The 21,131-nt window shown below is 62.6% G+C and carries 25 protein-coding genes; 14 read left to right on the top strand and 11 right to left on the bottom strand.

Annotated elements, in window-relative coordinates; genetic code table 11:
- Positions 1–2: 2 nt before the first annotated feature.
- The 3 genes from accB to aat are packed head-to-tail and all read left to right on the top strand — an operon-like array spanning position 3 to position 2,456.
- A complete protein-coding gene (accB, locus tag NKH99_RS10685; protein WP_292662508.1) occupies positions 3–461 on the top strand; it encodes an acetyl-CoA carboxylase biotin carboxyl carrier protein in 459 nt (152 codons plus the stop codon).
- A gap of 19 nt (positions 462–480) precedes the next feature.
- A complete protein-coding gene (gene accC / locus NKH99_RS10680; protein WP_023674822.1) occupies positions 481–1,824 on the top strand; it encodes an acetyl-CoA carboxylase biotin carboxylase subunit in 1,344 nt (447 codons plus the stop codon).
- A gap of 14 nt (positions 1,825–1,838) precedes the next feature.
- A complete protein-coding gene (gene aat / locus NKH99_RS10675; protein ID WP_023674821.1) occupies positions 1,839–2,456 on the top strand; it encodes a leucyl/phenylalanyl-tRNA--protein transferase in 618 nt (205 codons plus the stop codon).
- A gap of 82 nt (positions 2,457–2,538) precedes the next feature.
- Here aat and NKH99_RS10670 read toward each other — a convergent pair whose 3' ends face one another.
- The 3 genes from NKH99_RS10670 to NKH99_RS10660 form a co-directional block, all read right to left on the bottom strand.
- The gene (locus NKH99_RS10670; protein ID WP_352501682.1) at positions 2,539–2,907 is read right to left on the bottom strand and encodes a hypothetical protein; all 369 of its coding nucleotides are present in this window, start codon (positions 2,905–2,907) and stop codon (positions 2,539–2,541) included.
- Positions 2,908–2,995: 88 nt separating this feature from the next.
- Positions 2,996–3,478, bottom strand: a complete 483-nt coding sequence (locus tag NKH99_RS10665) for a DUF2155 domain-containing protein (RefSeq protein WP_353013992.1) — start codon at positions 3,476–3,478, stop codon at positions 2,996–2,998.
- Between the two features lie 156 nt (positions 3,479–3,634).
- Positions 3,635–4,033: an NADH:ubiquinone oxidoreductase subunit NDUFA12 gene (locus NKH99_RS10660; protein WP_352472760.1), complete on the bottom strand. Its 399-nt coding sequence runs from the start codon at positions 4,031–4,033 to the stop codon at positions 3,635–3,637.
- A 255-nt stretch (positions 4,034–4,288) separates the two neighbouring features.
- On the opposite strand from NKH99_RS10660, the gene NKH99_RS10655 reads away from it, so the two are divergent.
- The 5 genes from NKH99_RS10655 (at position 4,289) to NKH99_RS10635 (ending at position 9,303) form a co-directional block, all read left to right on the top strand.
- Positions 4,289–5,449 (top strand): helix-turn-helix transcriptional regulator, encoded by a 1,161-nt coding sequence (locus NKH99_RS10655; protein WP_352472759.1) that lies wholly within the window; start codon positions 4,289–4,291, stop codon positions 5,447–5,449.
- A 207-nt stretch (positions 5,450–5,656) separates the two neighbouring features.
- A complete protein-coding gene (locus tag NKH99_RS10650; protein WP_353013988.1) occupies positions 5,657–7,057 on the top strand; it encodes an ArnT family glycosyltransferase in 1,401 nt (466 codons plus the stop codon).
- Positions 7,058–7,151: 94 nt separating this feature from the next.
- Positions 7,152–7,451 carry a hypothetical protein gene (locus NKH99_RS10645; protein ID WP_352472757.1) on the top strand — a complete coding sequence of 100 codons (300 nt, stop codon included), beginning with the start codon at positions 7,152–7,154 and terminating at the stop codon, positions 7,449–7,451.
- Between the two features lie 150 nt (positions 7,452–7,601).
- Positions 7,602–8,810, top strand: coding sequence for a hypothetical protein (locus NKH99_RS10640; protein WP_353013986.1), 1,209 nt, complete (start codon positions 7,602–7,604; stop codon positions 8,808–8,810).
- Positions 8,811–8,961: 151 nt separating this feature from the next.
- Positions 8,962–9,303, top strand: a complete 342-nt coding sequence (locus NKH99_RS10635; RefSeq protein ID WP_353013984.1) for a hypothetical protein — start codon at positions 8,962–8,964, stop codon at positions 9,301–9,303.
- Positions 9,304–9,319: 16 nt separating this feature from the next.
- Here the strand turns inward: NKH99_RS10635 and NKH99_RS10630 are convergent, their stop codons facing one another.
- The 4 genes from NKH99_RS10630 to NKH99_RS10615 form a co-directional block, all read right to left on the bottom strand.
- A complete protein-coding gene (locus tag NKH99_RS10630) occupies positions 9,320–9,808 on the bottom strand; it encodes a GNAT family N-acetyltransferase (RefSeq protein WP_353013982.1) in 489 nt (162 codons plus the stop codon).
- Between the two features lies 1 nt (position 9,809).
- Positions 9,810–11,309: an Asp-tRNA(Asn)/Glu-tRNA(Gln) amidotransferase subunit GatB gene (gatB, locus tag NKH99_RS10625; protein ID WP_352614201.1), complete on the bottom strand. Its 1,500-nt coding sequence runs from the start codon at positions 11,307–11,309 to the stop codon at positions 9,810–9,812.
- Between the two features lie 189 nt (positions 11,310–11,498).
- Positions 11,499–11,930: a CBS domain-containing protein gene (locus tag NKH99_RS10620; protein WP_023674810.1), complete on the bottom strand. Its 432-nt coding sequence runs from the start codon at positions 11,928–11,930 to the stop codon at positions 11,499–11,501.
- Between the two features lie 100 nt (positions 11,931–12,030).
- The gene (locus NKH99_RS10615; RefSeq protein ID WP_031211254.1) at positions 12,031–12,801 is read right to left on the bottom strand and encodes a rhomboid family intramembrane serine protease; all 771 of its coding nucleotides are present in this window, start codon (positions 12,799–12,801) and stop codon (positions 12,031–12,033) included.
- 393 nt (positions 12,802–13,194) lie between these two features.
- Between NKH99_RS10615 and NKH99_RS10610 the strand changes: the two genes are divergently transcribed.
- The 3 genes from NKH99_RS10610 to NKH99_RS10600 all read left to right on the top strand — a co-directional run bounded on the left by NKH99_RS10610 (position 13,195) and on the right by NKH99_RS10600 (position 15,565).
- A complete protein-coding gene (locus NKH99_RS10610) occupies positions 13,195–13,833 on the top strand; it encodes a PAS domain-containing protein (protein ID WP_023674809.1) in 639 nt (212 codons plus the stop codon).
- A gap of 117 nt (positions 13,834–13,950) precedes the next feature.
- The gene (locus NKH99_RS10605; protein ID WP_352702380.1) at positions 13,951–14,568 is read left to right on the top strand and encodes a PilZ domain-containing protein; all 618 of its coding nucleotides are present in this window, start codon (positions 13,951–13,953) and stop codon (positions 14,566–14,568) included.
- A 397-nt stretch (positions 14,569–14,965) separates the two neighbouring features.
- The gene (locus NKH99_RS10600; RefSeq protein ID WP_352836918.1) at positions 14,966–15,565 is read left to right on the top strand and encodes a transglutaminase-like cysteine peptidase; all 600 of its coding nucleotides are present in this window, start codon (positions 14,966–14,968) and stop codon (positions 15,563–15,565) included.
- A gap of 301 nt (positions 15,566–15,866) precedes the next feature.
- Here the strand turns inward: NKH99_RS10600 and NKH99_RS10595 are convergent, their stop codons facing one another.
- Complete coding sequence (locus NKH99_RS10595) at positions 15,867–16,763, bottom strand: LysR family transcriptional regulator (RefSeq protein WP_353013977.1); 897 nt, start codon at positions 16,761–16,763, stop codon at positions 15,867–15,869.
- Between the two features lie 96 nt (positions 16,764–16,859).
- Between NKH99_RS10595 and NKH99_RS10590 the strand changes: the two genes are divergently transcribed.
- Positions 16,860–18,047 carry an MFS transporter gene (locus NKH99_RS10590; RefSeq protein ID WP_352541385.1) on the top strand — a complete coding sequence of 396 codons (1,188 nt, stop codon included), beginning with the start codon at positions 16,860–16,862 and terminating at the stop codon, positions 18,045–18,047.
- Between the two features lie 30 nt (positions 18,048–18,077).
- Positions 18,078–18,824, top strand: a complete 747-nt coding sequence (locus tag NKH99_RS10585; RefSeq protein WP_353013975.1) for an SDR family oxidoreductase — start codon at positions 18,078–18,080, stop codon at positions 18,822–18,824.
- A gap of 61 nt (positions 18,825–18,885) precedes the next feature.
- Here NKH99_RS10585 and NKH99_RS10580 read toward each other — a convergent pair whose 3' ends face one another.
- Together NKH99_RS10580 and NKH99_RS10575 are read right to left on the bottom strand one after the other, a co-directional pair.
- Positions 18,886–19,413 carry a gamma carbonic anhydrase family protein gene (locus NKH99_RS10580; RefSeq protein WP_353013972.1) on the bottom strand — a complete coding sequence of 176 codons (528 nt, stop codon included), beginning with the start codon at positions 19,411–19,413 and terminating at the stop codon, positions 18,886–18,888.
- A gap of 18 nt (positions 19,414–19,431) precedes the next feature.
- Entirely contained in the window at positions 19,432–19,776 is a 345-nt protein-coding gene (locus NKH99_RS10575) for a DUF6949 family protein (protein ID WP_254817711.1), read from the bottom strand.
- Between the two features lie 119 nt (positions 19,777–19,895).
- Here NKH99_RS10575 and NKH99_RS10570 point away from each other — a divergent pair, with 119 nt between their 5' ends.
- Positions 19,896–20,627, top strand: coding sequence for a hypothetical protein (locus tag NKH99_RS10570; RefSeq protein ID WP_352684867.1), 732 nt, complete (start codon positions 19,896–19,898; stop codon positions 20,625–20,627).
- Positions 20,628–20,891: 264 nt separating this feature from the next.
- Here the strand turns inward: NKH99_RS10570 and NKH99_RS10565 are convergent, their stop codons facing one another.
- Entirely contained in the window at positions 20,892–21,095 is a 204-nt protein-coding gene (locus NKH99_RS10565) for a DUF3126 family protein (RefSeq protein WP_023674799.1), read from the bottom strand.
- Positions 21,096–21,131 lie beyond the last annotated feature (36 nt).

Raw genomic sequence — 21,131 nt, 5'->3', positions numbered from 1 at the left:
AAATGTCGATAAAGAAGAACGGTGTTGACCAGCAGCTGATCCGCGATCTGGCGGGCATACTGAACGACACCAACCTGACCGAGATCGAGGTCGAGCTGGGCGATCTGAAGGTGCGCGTCTCGCGGCAGGCGCCGGCCGTCCATGCCGTCGCCGCAGCTCAGCCGGCCTATGCCCCGGCAGCTGCGCAGCCTGCGGCAGCGGCCGCGCCGGCGACGCCCGACGTGTCGAAGAACGCCGTTGCCTCGCCGATGGTCGGCACCGCCTATCTGGCACCGTCGCCCGACGCCAGGCCGTTCATCGAAATCGGCCAGAAGGTCAAGGAAGGCCAGACGCTGCTGATCATCGAAGCAATGAAGACGATGAACCAGATCCCCTCGCCGCGCGCCGGCACGGTGACGGCGATCCTGTTTGAAGATGCGCAGCCGGTCGAATATGGCATGCCGCTCGTCGTGATCGAGTAGAGCCGGGAACAGGCGAAAGATGTTCCAGAAAATCCTCATCGCCAATCGCGGCGAAATCGCCCTCAGGGTGCTGCGCGCCTGCAAGGAGCTCGGCATCCAGACGGTGGTGGTGCATTCGACCGCCGACGCCGACGCCATGCATGTGCGTCTCGCCGACGAGAGCGTCTGCATCGGCCCGCCGCCGTCGCGCGACAGCTATCTCAACATCCACCAGATCGTCGCCGCCTGCGAGATCACCGGCGCCGACGCGGTGCATCCCGGCTACGGTTTTCTGTCGGAGAACGCCAAGTTCGCCGACATCCTCGCCGCGCACAACATCACCTTCATCGGCCCGACCGGCGACCATATCCGCATCATGGGTGACAAGATCGAGGCCAAGCGTACCGCAAAACGCCTCGGCATTCCCGTGGTGCCCGGCTCCGACGGCGCGGTCACCGAGGACAAGGAAGCCAAGCGCATTGCCGCCGCGATCGGCTACCCCGTGATCATCAAGGCATCGGCCGGCGGCGGCGGGCGCGGCATGAAAGTGGCGCGTAGCGAGGCCGATCTCGAGGTGGCGCTGCAGACGGCACGCTCGGAGGCGGGTGCGGCCTTCGGCGACGACGCAGTCTACATCGAGAAATATCTGCAGAAGCCGCGCCATATCGAAGTGCAGGTGTTCGGCGACGGCGCCGGGCGCGGCGTGCATTTCGGCGAGCGCGACTGCTCGCTGCAGCGCCGCCACCAGAAGGTCTGGGAAGAAGCGCCCTCGCCCGCGCTCAATGCCGAGGAGCGCGCGCATATTGGCGGCGTCTGCGCCAGGGCGATCGCCGATCTCGGCTATTCCGGCGCCGGCACCATCGAATTCCTCTATGAGGACGGCGAGTTCTATTTCATCGAGATGAACACGCGCCTGCAGGTCGAACATCCGGTGACCGAGGCGATCACCGGCATCGACCTCGTGCACGAGCAGATCCGCGTCGCCTCGGGCGGCGGGCTTTCGGTGCGCCAGGAGGATATCCGCTTCCACGGCCATGCCATAGAATGCCGCATCAATGCCGAGGATCCGCGCACCTTCACCCCCTCGCCGGGCACCATCACCCATTTCCACACGCCGGGCGGGCTCGGCATCCGCGTCGATTCCGGCGTCTATTCGGGCTACAAGATCCCGCCCTACTACGACAGCCTGATCGGCAAGCTGATCGTGCATGGCCGCAACCGCGTCGAATGCATGATGCGGCTGCGGCGCGCGCTCGACGAATTCGTCGTCGACGGCATCAAGACGACGCTGCCACTGTTTCGCGACCTCGTTGGCAACGCCGACATCGCCAATGGCGACTACGACATCCATTGGCTGGAAAAATACCTGGCCGAAGGCGAGTGATACAGGGCGAAGCGATGACCCGTCCCTACGCACCCGGTTATCGCATCCCGACCGACCTTTTGCTCAAAGCCTATGCCTCCGGCGTCTTCCCGATGGCCGAAAGCGCCAATGACCCCGAAGTATTCTGGGTGCGGCCGGAGACGCGCGGCATCATTCCGCTCGACGGGTTCCACATACCGAAAAGCCTGAGAAAGACGATCCGCAAGAACCTGTTCGAGTTCCGCATCGATTTCGACTTTGAGGCGACGATCGAGGCCTGCGCTGAAAGGCGCGAGGAACGTCGCTCGACCTGGATCAACGCGCCGATCCGCGAAGCCTATATCGAGCTGCATCGGATGGGCCATTGCCATTCGGTCGAGGCCTGGCACAACGACCGATTGGTCGGGGGGCTCTACGGCGTATCGCTCGGCCGCGTGTTCTTCGGCGAGAGCATGTTCGCCAGGGAGACCGACGCGTCAAAGGCCTGCCTGGTTCACCTCGTCGAACGCCTGAAGGCGCGTGGCTTTGCACTGCTCGATACGCAGTTCACCACCGAGCATCTCAAACGCTTCGGTGCAATCGACGTGCCGCGCGGCAAGTACGAGAAGATGCTGGCCGAGGCGCTGAAGGGCGAGGCCGTGTTTTTTCCATAACCTGGAATGGCTCATCGTTTCACAGGAACGCAATTCCGGACGGAAAGCCGTTCACACTTCCTGGAATTGCTCTTGCGGCCGGTCAGCCTTTTGCTGCCGTCACCAGCGGCGTCTGTGCGTGGAACATCATCTTCCAGCCATTGACGCGGTGGACATAGCCGGTGCTGACCAGCGCCGCATAGGCTTCGCCATCTTGCCGCGTCGCACGCGCCTCGTAGGTCAGCATGACGATGTCGCTGCCCGGCTCGATGATGCCCTTGAGGTCGATGTCGAGATCGCGCCAGCGGTTCGGGTCCGTGGCAGTTGCGGCCAGATCGGTATTGCTCATCACCCGCGCCATCTGCGGGAAAGCCACCAGGCAGTCGGTATCGGCATTGGCCTTGAAATAGTCGGTACCGCCGCTCCAGAATCCCCTTTCGATGTCGAGAAGTTCGTTCTTGTTGGCCATCATCATGGCAACCTCCTCCGTAGAGAGGCACCAACGCTCGGGCAACGCGGCGGTTCCGCAGGGCGCGGTATCCGCCGCGCACTGACGGATTCTAGTTGGTTTTGGCGGCGGCGGGTGCCGGCACGTCGGACTTCTGCTTGCAGCCCTTCAGCCAGATATCATAGACGGCATGCTCGACGGCGTTGATCCCGGGGCTTTCGGCAAACATCCAGCCGGTGAAGATACGGCGTATTTTCCGATCGAGCGTGATCTCGTCGACCTCGACAAACGAATCCGTCTTCGGCTCTTCGTTTTCGGGCCGCGAATAGCAGATGCGCGGCGTCACCTGCAAAGCGCCGAACTGCACCGTCTCGTCGATGTAGACATCGAAGGTGATGATACGGCCGGTGATCTTGTCGATGCCGGCGAATTCAGCGACTGGATTGGTGATGCGCTCGGATACTGCCGGTGCTGCAGGCACCACCGACGCGTCCGGCGCAGGCGGCGCCAATTCCTGCGCAGTAGCGAGCGCCACCATAGAAGCGAGAACGACCGCGGTTAATCCGCCCGTCAAAATTCGGCTGAACATGCTCATGCAAGGTCCGGTGGTTTGCGCCCGGGTGATTCTCTTAACGCCAAGGCTAGTTGCTGCTGTCGGATCAGCAAACAGCTAAACAGCAATTGTGGCGACAAAGGACCGCCCTCGTGGGGACCGCCCCCGTAGGGACCGCGCGCGTGTCGCGGCGATCGATCACGAACCAGGCGTCCAGGCGTCGTAGTCGCCCGTCACCTGCGGACGATGCTGGTTGGTCAGCACCGAGCCCTTCGGCCGATAGGCCGCGGGGCTGCCGGTGAGGTTCGGCACATGCGGCTTTTGCCAGTCGCGTGGCTTGTAGTCTTCGCTTGGCGGCGCAACGTCGACACGATGATGGATCCAGCCATGCCAGCCGGGCGGAATCGCCGAGGCTTCCGAATAGTCGCGGTAGATGACCCAGCGACGGGTGCGGCCTTCCGAATCGACGCCGCCCTCATAGTAGACATTGCCGACCTCGTCCTGCCCGACCTCCTTGCCGTGCCGCCAGGTGTGGAAGCGCGTTCCCAATGTCTGGCTATTCCACCAGGTGAAAAACTGCAGAAGGAAAGTCTTCATCCAAATCCTCGTGGCAAGTCCTTGAAGCAAGTCCTCGCGGCAGCTGCGGCGCCTGTTCCTGCTTATGGCGTCACGGCATTGCGAAGGCAAGGGTCTTGCCGCAACAGGCGAGCAAATGGCTGACGGGAAAGCGATACGTTCATGCTATTTTCGCGGCCGTCCGAAGCAGATGAAATAGGTTGTTGGCAACCTTACGCAGCGTTATTCTAGCAGTTGAAGCTTCGTTGCCTCAAGGACGGCAAATGAGAGGGGCTCATGTCATCGCTGGCGGGCACGGCCGGTCGCGCATTGCCGCAGGTCGTTGAGGCGATCTACGATTCGATTGCCGACGTCGACCGCTGGCAGGCGACACTCGAGGCCATCTGCAATCTGGCGGAAGGCCAGCTTGCCATGCTCGCCGTCATCGACACGATCAGCAGCTCCGCGCGATTTTCGGTGTCCTGCGGCGATCCCGCAGTTCTTGAGCCGTTGAAGCATGACTACGGCTCGCAAGTGCCGTTCTATGCGGCGGTTCCCAAGATGGAGATCGACGTGCCGTTCACCGTCGATTCGATCTACGCTTTGCAAGGCCCGGATACGCGACAGAGATGGCTCGAAAGCCGCATCGTGCGCGAATGGGTGCAACCCAACCGCCTGGACGATTTCTTCTGGGTGGCGTTGATGAAGCGGCCGACCCGGATCGGCACGTTGATGGTGGTGACCGACAGGGACAGGCGCCAGATTTCCCGCGAGGATCTCGAGCTTGTCAGCCTGCTGGCACCGCATGTGCGGCGCGCGGTGACCATCGGCGACCTGTTCGAAGCCGAGCGGCGCAAGGCCGAAATCTTCCGTTCCATCATCGAAAGCCTCGACCATCCGGTGCTGATCGTGGCCGAAGACATGACCATCATCTTCGCCAACCCGTCAGCCGAAGCGCTGCTCGCCGAAAACATCTCGGTCGCTTGCGTGCGCGGACAGCTTTCCTTCACCTATGCCAACGCCAACGCCGCGATCGGCCGTGCCGTCCAGCTCGGCACGCGCGACGAATTCGCGCTCGGACCTTGCGGCATCAACATTCCCCTGGCCAGGACGGTGGTTCCGGCGGTGGCCCATGTCATGCCGCTGGCGCGGCGTGAAATCTCGGCGCGCATCTCGCAACGCGCCGCCGCAGCGATCTTCATCGCCGCGGCGGGTTCGACACCGACCCCGGCGCTGGACGCCATTGCGGCGCTGTTCGGACTGACCGCGGCAGAAAGGCGAGTCGCCGGTCACGTTGCCGCCGGCCTGACGCGAAAGGAAATCGCCGCGGCCGGCGGCGTCTCGGACGGCACCGTCAAGTCGCAGCTGGCGACGATCTTCGACAAGACCGGTACCGGCGATCAGCGCGAGCTCGAACTGTTGATGCGCGAATTGTCACCGCCGTTGCGCTCCAGTTGATTTGCGCAGTTTCCTCGAACCGGCGGTGGTCCAAATGACTCGGCCGGTAAGTTTCTCAAACCTTTGACACCATCGTCCGCAAAATCTGGGAAACGAAACCGGCATCGTTGCAATTCGGCCAAAATCATGGTGCGGTCGTTCGCGGTCCAGAAACGCGGCACTATGCTCGGCTGGAATGAAAATGGTTTCTGGCGCGGATCTCGATCTTTGACACCGACATCTACCGAGCGACTGCTCCCCTACCTCTTTCTGCTTGGGCTGATCGTAATCGCGGTCGCTTTCCGGCCACTGCTGCCCGTCGACGAAACGCGATATCTCAGCGTCACCTGGGAAATGTATCTGAGCGGACAGATCTTCGTCCCGACGATGAATTTCGCGCCCTATCTGCAGAAGCCGCCACTGCTGTTTTGGCTTATCGACCTTGTCTGGAACATTTTCGGCGCCAGCCGGCCGGCGGCGATGCTGGTCATCTTCGCCGCCTCCTCGCTCGTCATCTGGCTGACGACGGCGTTGGCAAAGACCCTGTTTCCGGGCAGCGACGACATCGCGCGGCGCATCCCCTGGCTGGTTGCCGGAAGCAGCGTGTTCGTCATCTATTCGACGCTGATCCTGTTCGACCTGTTGCTGACGGTCTTTGTGCTCGCCGCGCTGTTGTCGTTGATTGCCTTGGCCCGCAGCGGCAACCGCTGGCAGGCCGTTCTGGCCGGGCTGTTCATCGGCATGGGCGTGCTGACGAAAGGCCCAGTGGTGCTGATCCATATCGGCGCGCCCATCCTGTTCTACCCGTTCTGGCGCGACCGGCGGGCGGGACTGACGACACCGAACTTCCTCGCTGGAGTGGGCCTGGCCCTGCTCGCCGCACTAATTCCGGTGGCGATCTGGCTGGTGCCGGCGACCATCCTGACAAAAGGCAATTTCGTTTATGATCTCGTCTGGAACCAGTCGGCGGGGCGCGTCACCGGCAATTTGCGCAATTCGCATGGCCGGCCGTTCTATTTCTATCTGCTGCTGCTGCCCGTCATGTTCATACCGTGGATCTTCATACCCGAGGTGTGGCGGTTGAAGCTGCGCACGCGGATACGCAACCTGATCGACGCGAAGTCGCCGGATCTGCGCGCCTTGCGCCTGCTGTCATTCTCGTTCGTTGCCGTGTTTCTCGTGTTCAGCGCGATATCCGGCAAGCAGCCTCATTATGTCGTGCCGATGTTGCCGTTCGTGGTCATCCTGTTCGGCTATTTCATGGCGGAGATCCCGCTCGCCAGGCTGAAGAGCTCGGCCATCGTCATGCTTGTCATTTTCGGCATCGGCCACGCGGTGGCATCGGCAACCGCGTTCAAACGCTATGATCTGACGCCGCTCGCCAACTTCATCGACGAGCGAAAGGATGCGGACTGGGCCGTGGCTTTCGACTATCAAGGCGAAGTCGGCTTCCTGGCCCGGTTGCAAAAGCCATTCGAAAGCACCGACAAACCGGAAGAATGGCTTGGCTCGCATCCCAGCGGCTATGTCATCGACAAGGTTTCTAAGGATCCCGGCACTGCAGGGCAAATCGCGTTCCGGCTTCGCGTCGAACGCGGCTATCTCGTCGTGCTGAAGGGACAGCATTGACGATCGTCACCGGTATGCGAGTTCGTCCCCCGCGCGGGAGATGAAGGCGTTGCTGCTTCGTGGTTCCATCGCTCGATAGAACCGGGAGGTATTCATGCGCAAGCTCATCTCGACGACGCTTTTTGCCGTATCGCTCGCTGTGGCCGGCCTTGCCGCCGATCCGGCATGGAGCTTCAAATGTCAGTCCGGAACGATTGGGCAAGGCAGTTGCTCCTGCTCCGGGACCGCCGACTGCACCGATATGCGGCATTCCAAAATGTGCAAGGGCGACCTGAACTGCGGTTCGGGTAAATGCTCCTGCACGGCCGCATTGGTAGTCGACCCCGGCCCGAAAACCCCCAAGCCCAAAGTCGTCGCGCCGATGGCGACAACCAAAGGCGTCGTGAAGCAGTAGATATCCAATCCGAAAGGACGGCGGCTCGACGTCGCTGGGCCGGCCCGATGTTTCGCGGTTCGTCCCCCATGCGGGCGATGAACCGCTGTCGAAGAAATGGTGTTGTCTAGCCGGAGGGTGGTTTCCAACCGAAAGAGCGAGGATACCATGTTGAAAACCTGCACGATGCTGTTCTTCTGCCTGATGGCGGCCGCCGCGGCCGCCCAGCCGCCGCCTTCGGGGCCGCCGGTTCCCAGTGCGGCACTTGCCCCATGCAACGCCACACAATCGAACAGGCCCTGCAAAGCCGAACTCGGCGTGTTCCTGATCACCAACACCGTCCGCAACCTGGCGCAAGCCAAGGTCGACGCCACCAACGCACAGCTGGCCGCCCAGGGACGATCGTCACGCGCATCGATCGAATCGCTGAAGCAATGGCGGCCGTCGCGCTTTGCGACGCAGATGCTGAACCAGCCGAACAGCTGGTTTGTCAAAGTTCCTTACATCCTGACCATCAAAGTCTCGATCCCGGTGACCTCCGACCGCCACATCGGCATTCCCATAGACGTCAACGTCTTCTGCAGCGGCTGGCAGACCGATTCCAGCCAGGTCATCATCCGCTCGCAACCCGGCCCAGCGAGCTTCGAGGGCGGCAACATCCTCGAAGACGTTTTCAACGTCGGCAATTACATCGACGCTCAGGTACGCAGCTCGTTTTCGGCACCCCTGCCGGTGACGACGCCGGTTCCAAATTCGAAATGCTCGGCAATAGACGGCTCCGATGCCGGCACGCAGGCCACCGGCGATGATCTCATCTTCTGGACGGTGCCGCGGCGCAACCTGGTGGTGACGGACGCCATAGCCAAGCCGACGGTTGAAGTGACCTTCGACAGCCTCACACGCCTGCCAGCCCGCGACTTCCACAACAATGTCGTCTATGCGGAATCCGAGGCCATAAACCTCAACGTCTATGCCAATGAGGATGGCCGTCAGAAGGCGCTGACGATGCGCGAAGGCGACGTGGCTGCGCTGAACCTTCCCGCAGTACGGCTGGACGCGCGAAAATACGATTCGCTGGTCGTCATCGGCAATGTCGACCAGCCGCCGAACGACCCCAGAGACAGCGCCTTCGCAGTAGCGGCCAAGACTGCGGGATTCGGTGCCGGTTCCAAGATCATGCAGATCCCGAAGTGGTATTCGAGGCCGCCGGACCAGTTCAATCCCAAGCCTACATGGATCAGAGTTCCCGGCTATGAGCTGCACTATACGGTACGCTATCTCAACAGTGGCGGGCTGGCCGTCGATGGTGGAACCAGGACGGTCCGGCCTCCAAAAGTCGCCGTTCCGATAGAGACGCTCATCAAGCCGAAAACGCCCTGACGCGGCCGCTCGCGGATGACGGCGGCGGTTCAGACCGCTACCGCCTTCCCCCGCGCGGCAGATGCGGCAGCACCGGCATCATGGCCTGATCTTGCCGGAACAAACGCGCCGCTGCGCCACGAGCGAGCGGCGCCATCGATGGAGACAAACGATGCAGCACCTTCCCCTCACCATGCCCGCCGTCAGGATCATTGCGGCAATCTCGCTGCTTGCCTTCCCGAACTTCCTGCCGCCGGTCGCGAGCCCGGCGAACGCGCTGCCGGTCAGCCAATCCTGCCGGATCACCACCTATTACAAGACTGCGGCAAAGGCGACGGAGGTTGGCGTGCGCTCGACGTGCCAGGGCGTCAAAAAATGGGGCGTCACCTCGAAATATTACGAGGTGGAAAAAATCGAAGCCGCCACGCCCCCGCACACGTCGGGCGGCGGCGGCAGCCTGCCGTGCGAGTTTCTCGCTGCCGGCTGCTCCAACCTGCCTGAGAAACGCAACTGAGCGCCAGGCAAACGAGCTAGCCGATCGCCTTCTCCAAAACCAGCGCCGGCAATCCCGAGGCGCCGCCGCAATCGGCCGTGTTGCCGGCGGGCAAGAACCCCCTCGAGCGGTAGAAGGCGACAGCCGGAGCATTTGCTTCCTCGACCTCGACACGCAGCGTCCGGGCCTCCGGAAAGCTGGCCTCGATCTCGTCCAGCAGCGCCTGGCCGATGGCTTGCCTCTGCCAGGCCGGATGCACGTAAAGCTGGTTCAGCATGACGATCCTGGCATCCGTGGTAGCGGCGGCGAAAGCCATGCCGCCGATGTTTTTGCCGTCGTCGGCGACCAGGAACTCCGAGTTGGGCCGCATCAGCCGTGCTTTGAGCGCGGCGACAGAATGCCATTCATCGGTGATTTCGGTGACCCGCGGCCCGCCGTAGATGGCATCATAGGTGGCATGCCATGTCTCGACCAGCAATGCGCGCACCGCCGCAAGATCGCGCTCGCCGGCGGTGCGGACGAACATCCTACTCGATCCCGAGCCTGGCCTTGACCAGCTCGTTGACCGCCTGCGGGTTGGCCTTGCCGCCGGTCGCCTTCATCACCTGGCCGACGAACCAGCCGGCCATGGTCGGCTTGGCGCGCGCCTGTTCGACCTTGTCCGGGTTGGCCGCGATCACCTCGTCGACCGCCTTTTCGATGGCGCCGGTATCGGTGACCTGCTTCATGCCGCGGCTTTCGACCAGCTGACGCGGATCGCCGCCCTCGTTCCAGACGATCTCGAACAGATCCTTGGCGATCTTGCCGGAGATGGTGCCTTCCTTGATCAGATCGATGACCGCGCCGAGCTGATCGGGCGAAACCGGAGCATTTTCAATACTCTTGCCGGCTCTGTTCAACGCACCCAGCAAATCGTTGATGACCCAGTTGGCGGCAAGCTTGCCATCGCGACCAGCGGCCACCTTCTCGAAATAGTCGGCGACCGCCTTTTCCGATACCAGGATCGAGGCGTCGTAGGTCGACAGGCCGAGCGAGGTGATCAGCCGCGCCTTTTTCGCGTCGGGAAGTTCCGGCAGGTCCTTTGCCAACTCGTCGATATAGGCCTGGTCGAATTCCAGCGGCAGAAGGTCGGGATCGGGGAAATAGCGGTAGTCGTGCGCTTCTTCCTTGGAACGCATCGAGCGCGTTTCGCCCTTGTTGGGGTCGAACAGCCGCGTTTCCTGGTCGATCTTGCCGCCGTCCTCCAGGATGGCGATCTGGCGGCGCGCCTCGTAGTCGATGGCCTGGCCGATGAAACGGATGGAGTTGACGTTCTTGATCTCGCAGCGCGTGCCGAATTCGCCGCCGGGCCGGCGCACCGAGACGTTGACGTCGGCGCGCAGCGAGCCTTCGTCCATATTGCCGTCGCACGTGCCGAGGTAGCGCACGATGGTGCGCAGCTTGGTGACATAGGCCTTGGCTTCATCGGCGGAGCGCATATCCGGCTTGGAGACGATCTCCATCAGCGCCACGCCGGAGCGGTTGAGATCGACATAGGACATCGTCGCATGCTGGTCGTGCATCGACTTGCCGGCGTCCTGCTCCAGGTGCAGGCGCTCGATGCCGACCTCGATGTCCTCGAATTCACCCTGCCGGTCCGGGCCGACCGAGACGATCACCTTCCCCTCGCCGACGATCGGCTGCTTGAACTGCGAGATCTGGTAGCCCTGCGGCAGGTCGGGATAGAAATAGTTTTTCCTGTCGAAGACCGATTTGTGGTTGATCTCGGCCTTCAGGCCCAGCCCGGTGCGGATCGCCTGCTTGACGCATTCCTCGTTGATGACCGGCAGCATGCCGGGCATCGCCGCGTCGACCAGGCTGACATTGGCGTTGGGCGCGGCGCCGAAAATGGTCGAGGCGCCGGAAAACAGCTTTGCCTGCGAGGTCACCTGCGCGTGGACCTCGAGGCCGATGATGATCTCCCAGTCGCCGGTGGCGCCGGGAACCAGGCGCTTGGCGTCGGGCGTGCGGGTGTCGATAATGCTCATAAGGGCCTGCATACTGAAATTGCGGATATGCGAGAACGCATATTTTGCTGTGCAACTTCGCTAGTGCAAACCGCCAAAAGAGACAAGCGCAAAGCCGCAGGCGCCGACGCGGCACAGGCCCGCACCTGCCGCGACGAACTGCGATAGCAGCTTGAAAAATCGACCTGCCGGCAACCCGGCCGCCGTCACCTATGCCGTGGCGATATAGGCCCTGATCTCCTCGGCCTCGCGCTCGACATCCTCGATGCGCCGCTTGACCACGTCGCCGATCGACACGATGCCGTCGAGCAGCCCGTTCTTTTCCACCGGCAGATGGCGGAAGCGGCCCTTGGTCATGATCTCCATGACCTCGTTGACGGTGTGGTTCTCATTGCAGATCTTCACCTTGGGCGTCATCGCCGAGCGGACGGCAAGGTCGAGCGCCGCCGCCCCCTCCTTGGCGAGAACCCGCACCACATCGCGCTCGGAAAGAATGCCGACGATCTTGTGATCGCCGTTGGTGATGACCAGCGCGCCGATCCTGTGTTCGGAAAGCATGCGGATGGCTTCGCTGAGCTTTTCGTTCGGCCCGAGCGTCACCACGTCGTGGCCTTTTGCCTCGAGAATTGCCTTAACAGTCATGGCGTCCTCCTCTGCATTTCCTGCCGGCTCCTGCCCTGGCCGGCTTGCCCTGGGATGAACATGGTGCGCCGCGAACGGTTGCATTTCAAGTGCGGCCGTCTCAGGTCTCCGGCTCGTCCGCCTGCCGGGGCACCTGCTCTCGCCGATCAAAAAACCGCAGGCCGAAAAAGCCGGCAAGAAAGCCGCCAATATGGGCTTCCCAGGCGATCTGGCCGTCAATGCCAGGCGCCAGGCCGAAGAGGCCGGTCGCGAGGTTGATCACCATCCACATGGCGAGAAAGGTGACGACGCCGCGCGAGCGCAGCACCGCCGCCATCGGCAAAGGCTGGCCGGCGAAGGCGGCCTTGCCCGACGATCGGTCAATGCGGAAGCCGTAGCGTGCCGCCGCGCCCATCATGCCGGAAATCGCGCCGGAGGCGCCGACCAGCGGCGCCTCGCCAAGCGGGTGCATGGCCCAGAACAACGCCACCGCCGCCAGTCCGGTCGCGGCGAAGAACAGGCTGAAGCGCAGCGCGCCGAAGCGGTTGGCCAACGGTGAGCCGAAGGCCGCGAGCCACACCATGTTGATGGCAAGATGGGCAAAGCCGCCATGCAGGAAGGCATAGGTAAAGGGGCTCGAAAACGCGAAGAAATCCAGATCGAAGCGGCCCGAATAGCGGATGGGGACAAAGGCAGCCCGGACAAGCAGTTCGAAGTCCTGGTCGTCGGTCAGCCAATAGACCCGGATCAGATGGACCGCGACGCAGATGCCGATCACCGCCAGCACCACGGGCGGCAGGTTGAACACCGGTTCGCGGCGCTGCTCCGGTTCGCGGGCGGCAGGCCCGCTCTCGCCCTGCTCGATCTCCGGTGGGCTTTCTGGGTCGCTCATATGGCTTGCACTCAGTCGCTGGATTGGACTTGGCGAGCATGTAGATCACGGCCAACCGAATCACAAACGGCGAATCAGCAGCCCCGAATCAAAAAAAGAAGCCGTCCAAGGTTTCCCTTGAACGGCTGGTCGAGCCCCCTTGCTCCCCCTGAACTCTTGACTGAAGTGCTGCCGATCGTCGCAAAACGACCGCTTCTGGAGTGGTTTTGGTGTGCCACAGGCCTGGCCGGCGCGCAACGTAAACCAGTTGTTAACCTTAACCGCCCCGACCCGTGAACAAGTATTAACGATGCTGGCACGCATCCTGCTCCGCAACGCATGTAGGTCTTCGGAGGGCGCCCTTCTGTTCACCGATGGGACATCAGAAGACAGAATGCGCGGAGCAGCATTAGCATGAACCAGACCGGATCGATCACGCTGTTCCATTATTGGAACCGGTTGCGTGACGGACGCCCTGCCCCGAAGCGCTCGGAAGTCGAACCCGCCGACATCAAGTCGCTGCTGGCCGACACGTTCATCCTGGAAAAGGACACGCGCGGCGAAGCGGTGTTCCGGCTCGCCGGCACCAGGCTCTGCGCGGTCTATGGCCGCGAACTCAAGGGGTTTTCATTCCCTTCGCTGTGGCGCGAGAAGGACCAGCGGCTGATCTCGAAGCTGACCGATGGCGTCTTCGACCTGAAATCGGTGGTGCTCATCACCTATGAAGGTTTCAGCCGCAGCGGCCGTTCCAACAGGTTCGAGCTGCTCGCGCTGCCGCTCGACGGCGGTGTCGAGAGCCCGCGCTGCCTCGGCGTGATAAGCGCCGTCGAAAAGCCCTTCTGGCTGGGCGCCGACCCGGTTCTCGACGCGTTGATCGATTCGATCCGCGTCGTCGATCCCGACAAGGAGCCGATGTTCCCGGGGAACCGTCCGGCGATCGAGGTTCCCTCGCTCGCCCCATCGGAATTCGACCCGCCCGAGACGATTTCGGCGCTCGGCCAAGCCCGCCGCATCCGTCACCTAGTCGTCTTCGACGGCGGACGCGAGGAATGATGCCCAAAGCTTAAAGCAACAGCGCCGGGCTTTCCCCTTTGTTAACCTGCTTTGTTGTAGTTTTCCGCTGAAATTCCCCGCATCCATGCGCGGAATGCCGAACGGGGTATGGCAGTGATGAGGTCAGCGGCGGTCGACCATGCGCCGTCCCAAGCTGAAAGGCGTAACTTTCAGCGCGTCCGCGTGAAAATTTACGGACGTTTCATGCTCGAAGACCGCACCGAACATCCCTGCCAGGTGGTCGACATGTCGCCCGGCAACGTCGCGCTGCGCACCGAGCGCGCCGGCCTGGCTGGCGAAAAGGTCATTGCCTATATCGATCACATCGGCCGCATCGAAGGCGTCATCACTCGCACTTTGCAGGATGGCTTTGCGATGACCGTCATCGCATCGGACCGCAAGAGGGACAAGCTCGCCGCGCAACTGACCTGGCTTGCCAACAAGCACGAGCTCGACCTGCCGGAAGACCGCCGCCATGAACGCGTGGCGCCGCGCAATCCGACGAGCGTGCTGCAGCTTGCCGACGGGCGCCAGTACCAGTGCCGCATCATCGACCTGTCGCTGTCTGGCGCGGCGATCGAGATCGACGTCAAGCCGGCCATCGGCGTCCAGGTGATGCTGGGCACCATGCGCGGCCAGATAGTGCGCCATTTCGAAGATGGCGTCGCCATCGAGTTCGCCGTCATCCAGCGGCCGGAAACGCTCGATACCGAATTCAGCTCGTCGCGCGGCTGACGCGGAAGCGTCAGCACTATAGGGAAGAGAGAGGCTGGCGATCCTTCGCGCCCCCCTCTGTCTTGCCCTCTTTGCCACCACTTGGCATCTCCCCCACGAGGGGGGAGATCGGCTTTCAAAACGGCTTTCACCAATCTCAAGCGTCGCAGGAATGAGCGGGACGCCGGAACTGCCAATCTCCCCGCTTGTGGGGGAGATGTCCGGCAGGACAGAGGGGGGCGCTGTCCCGCTGTCGCGGATGCACCCAAAGGGCACCCTAACAATTCTATATTCAATTGCGTCAAATTTTATGTTTATTCTATTGGCGTTTTACTTAATGTCTACTTCGCGCTTTTGCGTCAAATAAATCCAGCCGTGTCATTGTCTCCTCAAACGGGGAGACTGAATAATGAACAGGATGAGGGGCAAGCTGTTGCTGGCGGCAATAGCGATGCAGCTTTTCGGTTGGGGGACTGTAAACGCGGCGGAGCCGGCCTTCATGCACACCGGCGGCCGTACCACGCAGCCGGTCGGACACTACGAAATGTGCCAGCAGCTTCCGCAGGAATGCAATCAGAGGACGCCTGGCCGGGCGCCCGTCGAGCTGACCCGCAAGCTGTGGGCGACGATCGTCAAGATCAATAATTCGGTCAACAGCAGGGTCGCGCCGCGCACCGACATGGAAATGTGGGGCAAGGAGGAAGTCTGGTCTTTTCCCAATAGCGGCTTCGGCGACTGCGAGGACTATGCGCTGGAAAAGCGCCGCGAGCTGATGAGCATCGGCGTGCCGGCCGGCGATCTGCTGATGACGGTGGTGCGCCAGCGCAATGGCGACGGCCATGCGGTGCTGACCGTGCGCACCAGCCTTGGCGAGTTCATCCTCGACAATCTCCAGCCCAAGGTGCTGTCCTGGACCAATACCGGCTACACCTACCTGAAGCGCCAGTCCGAGCGGAATTCCGGCGCCTGGGTGACGATCAACGACGGCCGCTCCGACGCGGTCGCCAGCGTCCGCTGAGGACGCCAAGGCATGTCGCCCAAAAGCGCGTAGCGGTTTTGGGATAACGACATGCATAGAGCAGAGGTTAAGTGCGTCGCATGACTTCGCGCTTTAGGAGAAACCCGGTCGAGTCCCCACCCTCCCCGTCCCCAACGACCGGGTTTAAGGAGCCGGCCCCGTCCCCGGGCCGGCTCCACCATTTCTGGCGGAACGCATCTCGATAAAGTTATCTCGGCTTTGCCTCCAACTGCGCTTCGTCATCCAAGCTGTCTCACGATCGTTTGTGGGATACGAGCTGCCGTTTGCCGTCGAAACGCTGTTACTTGCCCCTGATACGGAACGCGTCGACAAAGGCGGAAAACGCCGGAGAGGGATGGCGCCGGCTTGGATAGTACAGGTGGTAACCCTGGAACGTCGGGCACCATTTGGTCAGGACTTCCTGGAGAAGGCCACTCTCAATATGTGGAAGGACGAGTTCGCGCGGCAGATAGGCCAAGCCCACTCCGTCAAGCGCGGCCTGGATCGCCGGCCCCATATTGTTAAGCGTCAGTTGTCCCTCGACCCGAGCATTGAACTCGCGCGCTCCTTCCCGCAATTCCCAGGCATAGACCGATCCTGACGTCGGCAGCCGGTAGTTGATGCAGTTATGGTCGGTCAGCTCCTGCGGCGTCTCCGGCGGTGTCCGGTGGGCGAAGTAATGGGGTGAGCCGACCACAGTGTAGGTCACGTCGGCTCCGATGCGCACGGCTACCATATCCCGGGCAATGGACTCGCCCAGACGCACGCCGGCATCGAACTGGCGCTCGACGATGTTGGTGAAGGCGTTGTCGACCACCAACTCGACATTGATATCGGGGAAGTCGCTCAGGAACTTTGGCAGCCGGGCGCGGAAGACAATGTCGACCGAATCATCGGTGCACACCAGGCGAATGTTGCCGGACGGCCTGTCGCGAAGGACGCCGAGAGCGCTGACCCCAGCCGCGATGCCTTCGAAATGCGGTTCGATGCCTTCCTTGAGGCGTTGACCGGCCGCCGTCGGGGCCACGTCGCGCGTGGTGCGAGACAGAAGACGGACGCCAAGCCGCGACTCCAGCGACTTGATGGTGTGGCTAAGGGCCGAAGGAGTGACCCCGAGCTTGGCGGCTGCTCGGGTGAAGCTCCGCGTCCGGGTGATCTCCAGGAACGCGCGCATTTCGGCGAACTCGTCGCGTGGCATTGATGAGCCTCATTCACAACCACATCAAAATTATACCCGCTAGTCGCATTTGGCCAGCCCGACTACGTAGTTCGGGAACGGACAGGAGACTGCCTTATGACCATCGATTTCGTGCTGGACGGGGCCACTGCTGCTGACAGCGGGACGACCCCATGGTCTGCGGTGGTCTGCCTGTCGCTGCTGACCTTCCTTCTGGTCGGACTGGAGTTCCTCCCGGTGAGCCTGCTCACCCCGATCGCTCAGGATCTGGCCGTCTCCGAGGGTCAGGCAGGCCAGGCAATCGCGGTATCCGGATTCTTCGCCGTGGTTACCAGCCTCTTCGGCAACTCGCTGTTGCGAAACGTCGATCGACGGACGGTGGTTCTGGTCTATACGGCAGTGCTGGCCGCATCGAGCCTGGCGGTGGCGCTTGCTCCCAACTTCCTGGTCTTCCTGGCCGGGCGGGCGCTGGTGGGCATCGCGATCGGCGGTTTCTGGTCACTGTCGACGGCCATTCTGGCCCGCCTGGCCGCGGGACCCGACCTGCCCAAGGCCATTGCCTTGCTCCAGGGTGGCACTGCCTTCGCATTGGTGATCGCCGCGCCCGTTGGCAGCTTCCTCGGATCGCTGATCGGATGGCGGGGAACGTTTTTCGTCACTGTCCCCATCGGCCTTGCGGCGCTCGTGTGGCAGTTGGCCGTTCTCCCGAAGATGCCGCCGATAGAGATCGCCTCGGTGTCGAGCATGTTCGGCCTGCTGCGGAATCGCAGATTCGCCATCGGCATGGGCGCGACCGGGCTCGCTTTCATCGGGCAGAACGCGCTCTCGATCTATCTGCGGCCGTTTCTGGAAAACGTGACGGGCCTTGAGGTCAACACCCTCTCACTGGCTCTATTGGGCGTCGGCCTCGGTGGCGTGGCGGGACTGTCGATTGTCGGCTTCATACTCCGGCGGCACCTCACAGCCGTGCTGATCGGGCTGCCGAGTGCACTCGCGGTCTTCGCTCTACTGCTGATTGCCTTTGGACCGTTTGCACGCGCCACGGCCGGCCTGCTGGTTCTTTGGGGACTGTTCGCTACCCCGATCCCGGTGGCGTGGAACACCTGGATGAGCACGCTCATCCCTGAAGACCTGGAGGCCGGGGGCGGACTCCAGGTCGCCCTGATCCAGTTCGCGATCGCAGGCGGCGCTATTGCAGGAGGCCTGCTGTTCGACGTGGCCGGCTGGTGGAGCGCCTTCCTTCTCGCCGCCGTCCTGCTCACGGGATCGGCCTTGCTCGCCGCCTCGGCCGGCCCCCGCACCTGAACTCTTTCAATTCTTGTCAAGGAGAATCTCATGTCCGAAGGAATCGAGAACAAGGTCGTCGTCATCACCGGTGCTAGCAGTGGCCTCGGTGAAGCGACGGCACGCCATCTCGCCGCACGAGGCGCTTCCGTGGTCCTGGGTGCACGGCGGTCACACCGCATCGACGCCCTTGTCCAGGAACTGACCGCCGCTGGGCACAAAGCCAAGGCCGTTACTACGGACGTCACCGACGCCGGCCAGGTCCAGAACCTGGTGAACACGGCGGTCCGGGAATTCGGCCGCATCGACGTGATGCTCAACAATGCGGGCCTCATGCCGTTGGCCCCGCTCGAGCGGCTCAAGGTCGACGAATGGGACCGGATGATCGACGTCAACATCAAGGGCGTCCTTTACGGCATCGCGGCCGCGCTTCCGTACATGAAGGAGCAGCGATCGGGGCACATTATCAATGTCTCGTCCGTATACGGCCATGTGGTCGACCCGGGTGCGGCGGTCTATTGCGCCACCAAGTTCGCGGTGCGTGCGCTATCCGAGGGTCTGCGGAAAGAGGTGAAACCCTACAATATCCGCACCACGGTGATCTCGCCGGGCGCTGTCAGCACAGAGTTGCTCGAGCATATCAGCGAGAAGGATATCCAGCAGGGCACCAGGGGCTTCGTGAGCAAGATCGCCGTGGGGCCAGATACGTTTGCCCGAACGGTCGCCTTCGCGATCAACGAGCCCGACGACGTCGATATCAACGAGATCTTGTTCCGGCCGACCGCCCAGCCGGTTTGACTTGGAAGGGGTTATGCTTCGGTATCTTAAGGCCGGCCCGGCTCCGCCATTTCCGGGTCGGCTAGACCTTCCTCAGCCCCGCCCTAAACCGCCTGCCGTTTGCCACATAATGCGCGGCCGAGGCGCGCAGCCTGGCGACTGCGTCCTCGTCGAGCATCCTGACGACGCGCGCGGGCGAGCCGACGATCAGCGAATTGTCGGGGAATTCCTTGCCTTCGGTGACCAGCGCGCCGGCACCGACCAGCGAGTTGTTGCCGATCTTCGCCCCATTCAGCACGATGGCGCCCATGCCGATCAGGCTGTTGTCGCCGATCGTGCATCCGTGCAGCAAGGCACGGTGGCCGATCGTGCAGCCTTGGCCGACGGTCAGCGGAAAGCCGGCGTCGGTGTGCATGATTGTGTGCTCCTGCACGTTTGTGTCGGTGCCGACGACGATCGGCTCGTCGTCGCCGCGGACGACGACGCCGAACCAGAAGCCGGCATTGCGGCCGATCCTGATATTGCCGATCAGGGTGGCATCGGGCGCGATCCAGTTGCTGTCGGCGTCCTCGAAGGCGGGCGCTTTTCCGTCAATCGCGTAGATCGGCATTGCTGTCTCCAGATCGTCTCACACCGACAAGCTGCCAGACCCTAGAAGCGAAGCCGCCCAGGACGCAATGGCGATCACCACCATGCCCAGCGCCAGCGCCCAGATGGTCGCCGTACAGCCGCAGGAGATCAGCCCCAGCACCGAGATGCGACGCTCGCGCCAGGCGTCCAGCGCCTCGTTGGCGAACATCAGCGGCCCGGCGCAAGCCGTCGCGGCGAGTGAGCGCAGCATGTGCTTCGACGATACATAGGGCTGGACGAAGGCAAGCCTGCGGCCGGCGATCAGCTCCATCGCCGATCCGGCCAGGCCGCAAGCCGTCAGCCCAGCCATAAAACTGAATATGATTTGTTCGACCGGGCCCATCTTTACCCTCCGTTTACCATGAAATCGCACAGTCGCCCGCAAAGCTGCGAAGCAAGAGCCGTGCCGCGCCGAGATGTGCCGTTCAGGTACACCCGATGGGACGGCAAATGAGGGTCGCGATGAAGCAGGCAGCCGCCACTGAGGGCCCGCAACTCAGCGTCGTCGATTCGACGCTGATGAGGCGGGTGTTTTATGCATTCGCGACGCTGGCGCTGCTTTCGGTGGCGATCAGCCTCGGGGGCAAATGGTTCGGCCGCTCGATCGCCATGGCCGGGTACACCGACGACACCACGGTCCACAGGGTCGTCATCGGCAACAACGTCATCGCCGTGCCGGCCAATGTCATCCGCTTTGCCCAGGCCCGGCGCGACGGCATCGCCTCGCGACTCGACCTCTATCTGCGCTATCCCGAGATGGACGGCTACAGCGAGGCTGCCCGCAACGACTTCAACCACACGGGACCCAGCAAGGACATCGTCTTCCTGTCGTTCGAGCCGCAGATGATGTCGCGCGACATGAGCGGCCGCTTCGCGCCGATCTACAGCGCGCTGATCGCCAAGCCGGGTACGCCCGGCCCTGGCGGCACCACGCTTTACGCCTTCAGCGAGAAATCAGGCTATCTCAACGAAGTGCTGGCGGTCGCCGATCGCCCCGGCAAGGATCCGTTCGTCGCACGCTGCCTGAGCGGCCCGAGCGCGGACGAATCGCTGGCGCCCTGCGAACGCGACATCCTGGTCGGCGACAATCTCAGCCTCACCTACCGCTTCCCCCGGGAATTCCTGGGCGACTGGCAGGGGCTCGACGCGGCGATTTCTGCCGAAGCAGCGCGTGTGCAGAAGACCGGGCGATAAGCAACGAAACGAGCCGTTCCGTAGCGATCCTTCGCGCCCCTCTCTGTCCTACCGGACATCTCCCCCACAGGGGGGAGATCGGCCGTCATCTTGGCTTTCGCCAATCTCCAATGTTGCAGGAAGAGCGCAGCGCCGAGGCTGCCAATCTCCCCCCTCGAGGGGGAGATGGCCGGCAGGCCAGAGGGGGGCGCTGTCCCACCGGCGTCCTGCAAGGTTCCGTACCGCCGCAGCACTTGAGGCGTAGCGGCCAGCTAAACTCCCAGCTCAGGCCAGATCGATGTCGAGGATCGCCATCGAGAAATTATAGTCGCCGTCGTCCTCGTCCTTGAAGACGATGCCAAGGAACTCGTCTCCGACATAGACCTCGGCCGAATCTTCCTTGCGCGGCCGCGCCTTCACTTCGAGTTTAGGGTTCTGGAAGGTGCGCTTGAAATAGGCATCCAGCTTTCTGATTTCGTCCGGCTTCAACAGTCTTCTCCGATCGTCGGCTTCTTCGTTTGAGCG

The organism is Mesorhizobium sp. M0854 (assembly GCF_040319815.1).
Lineage (GTDB): Bacteria > Pseudomonadota > Alphaproteobacteria > Rhizobiales > Rhizobiaceae > Mesorhizobium.
Note: the sequence above shows the minus strand (reverse complement) of the source record. Positions and strands in the feature narration are given on the sequence as shown.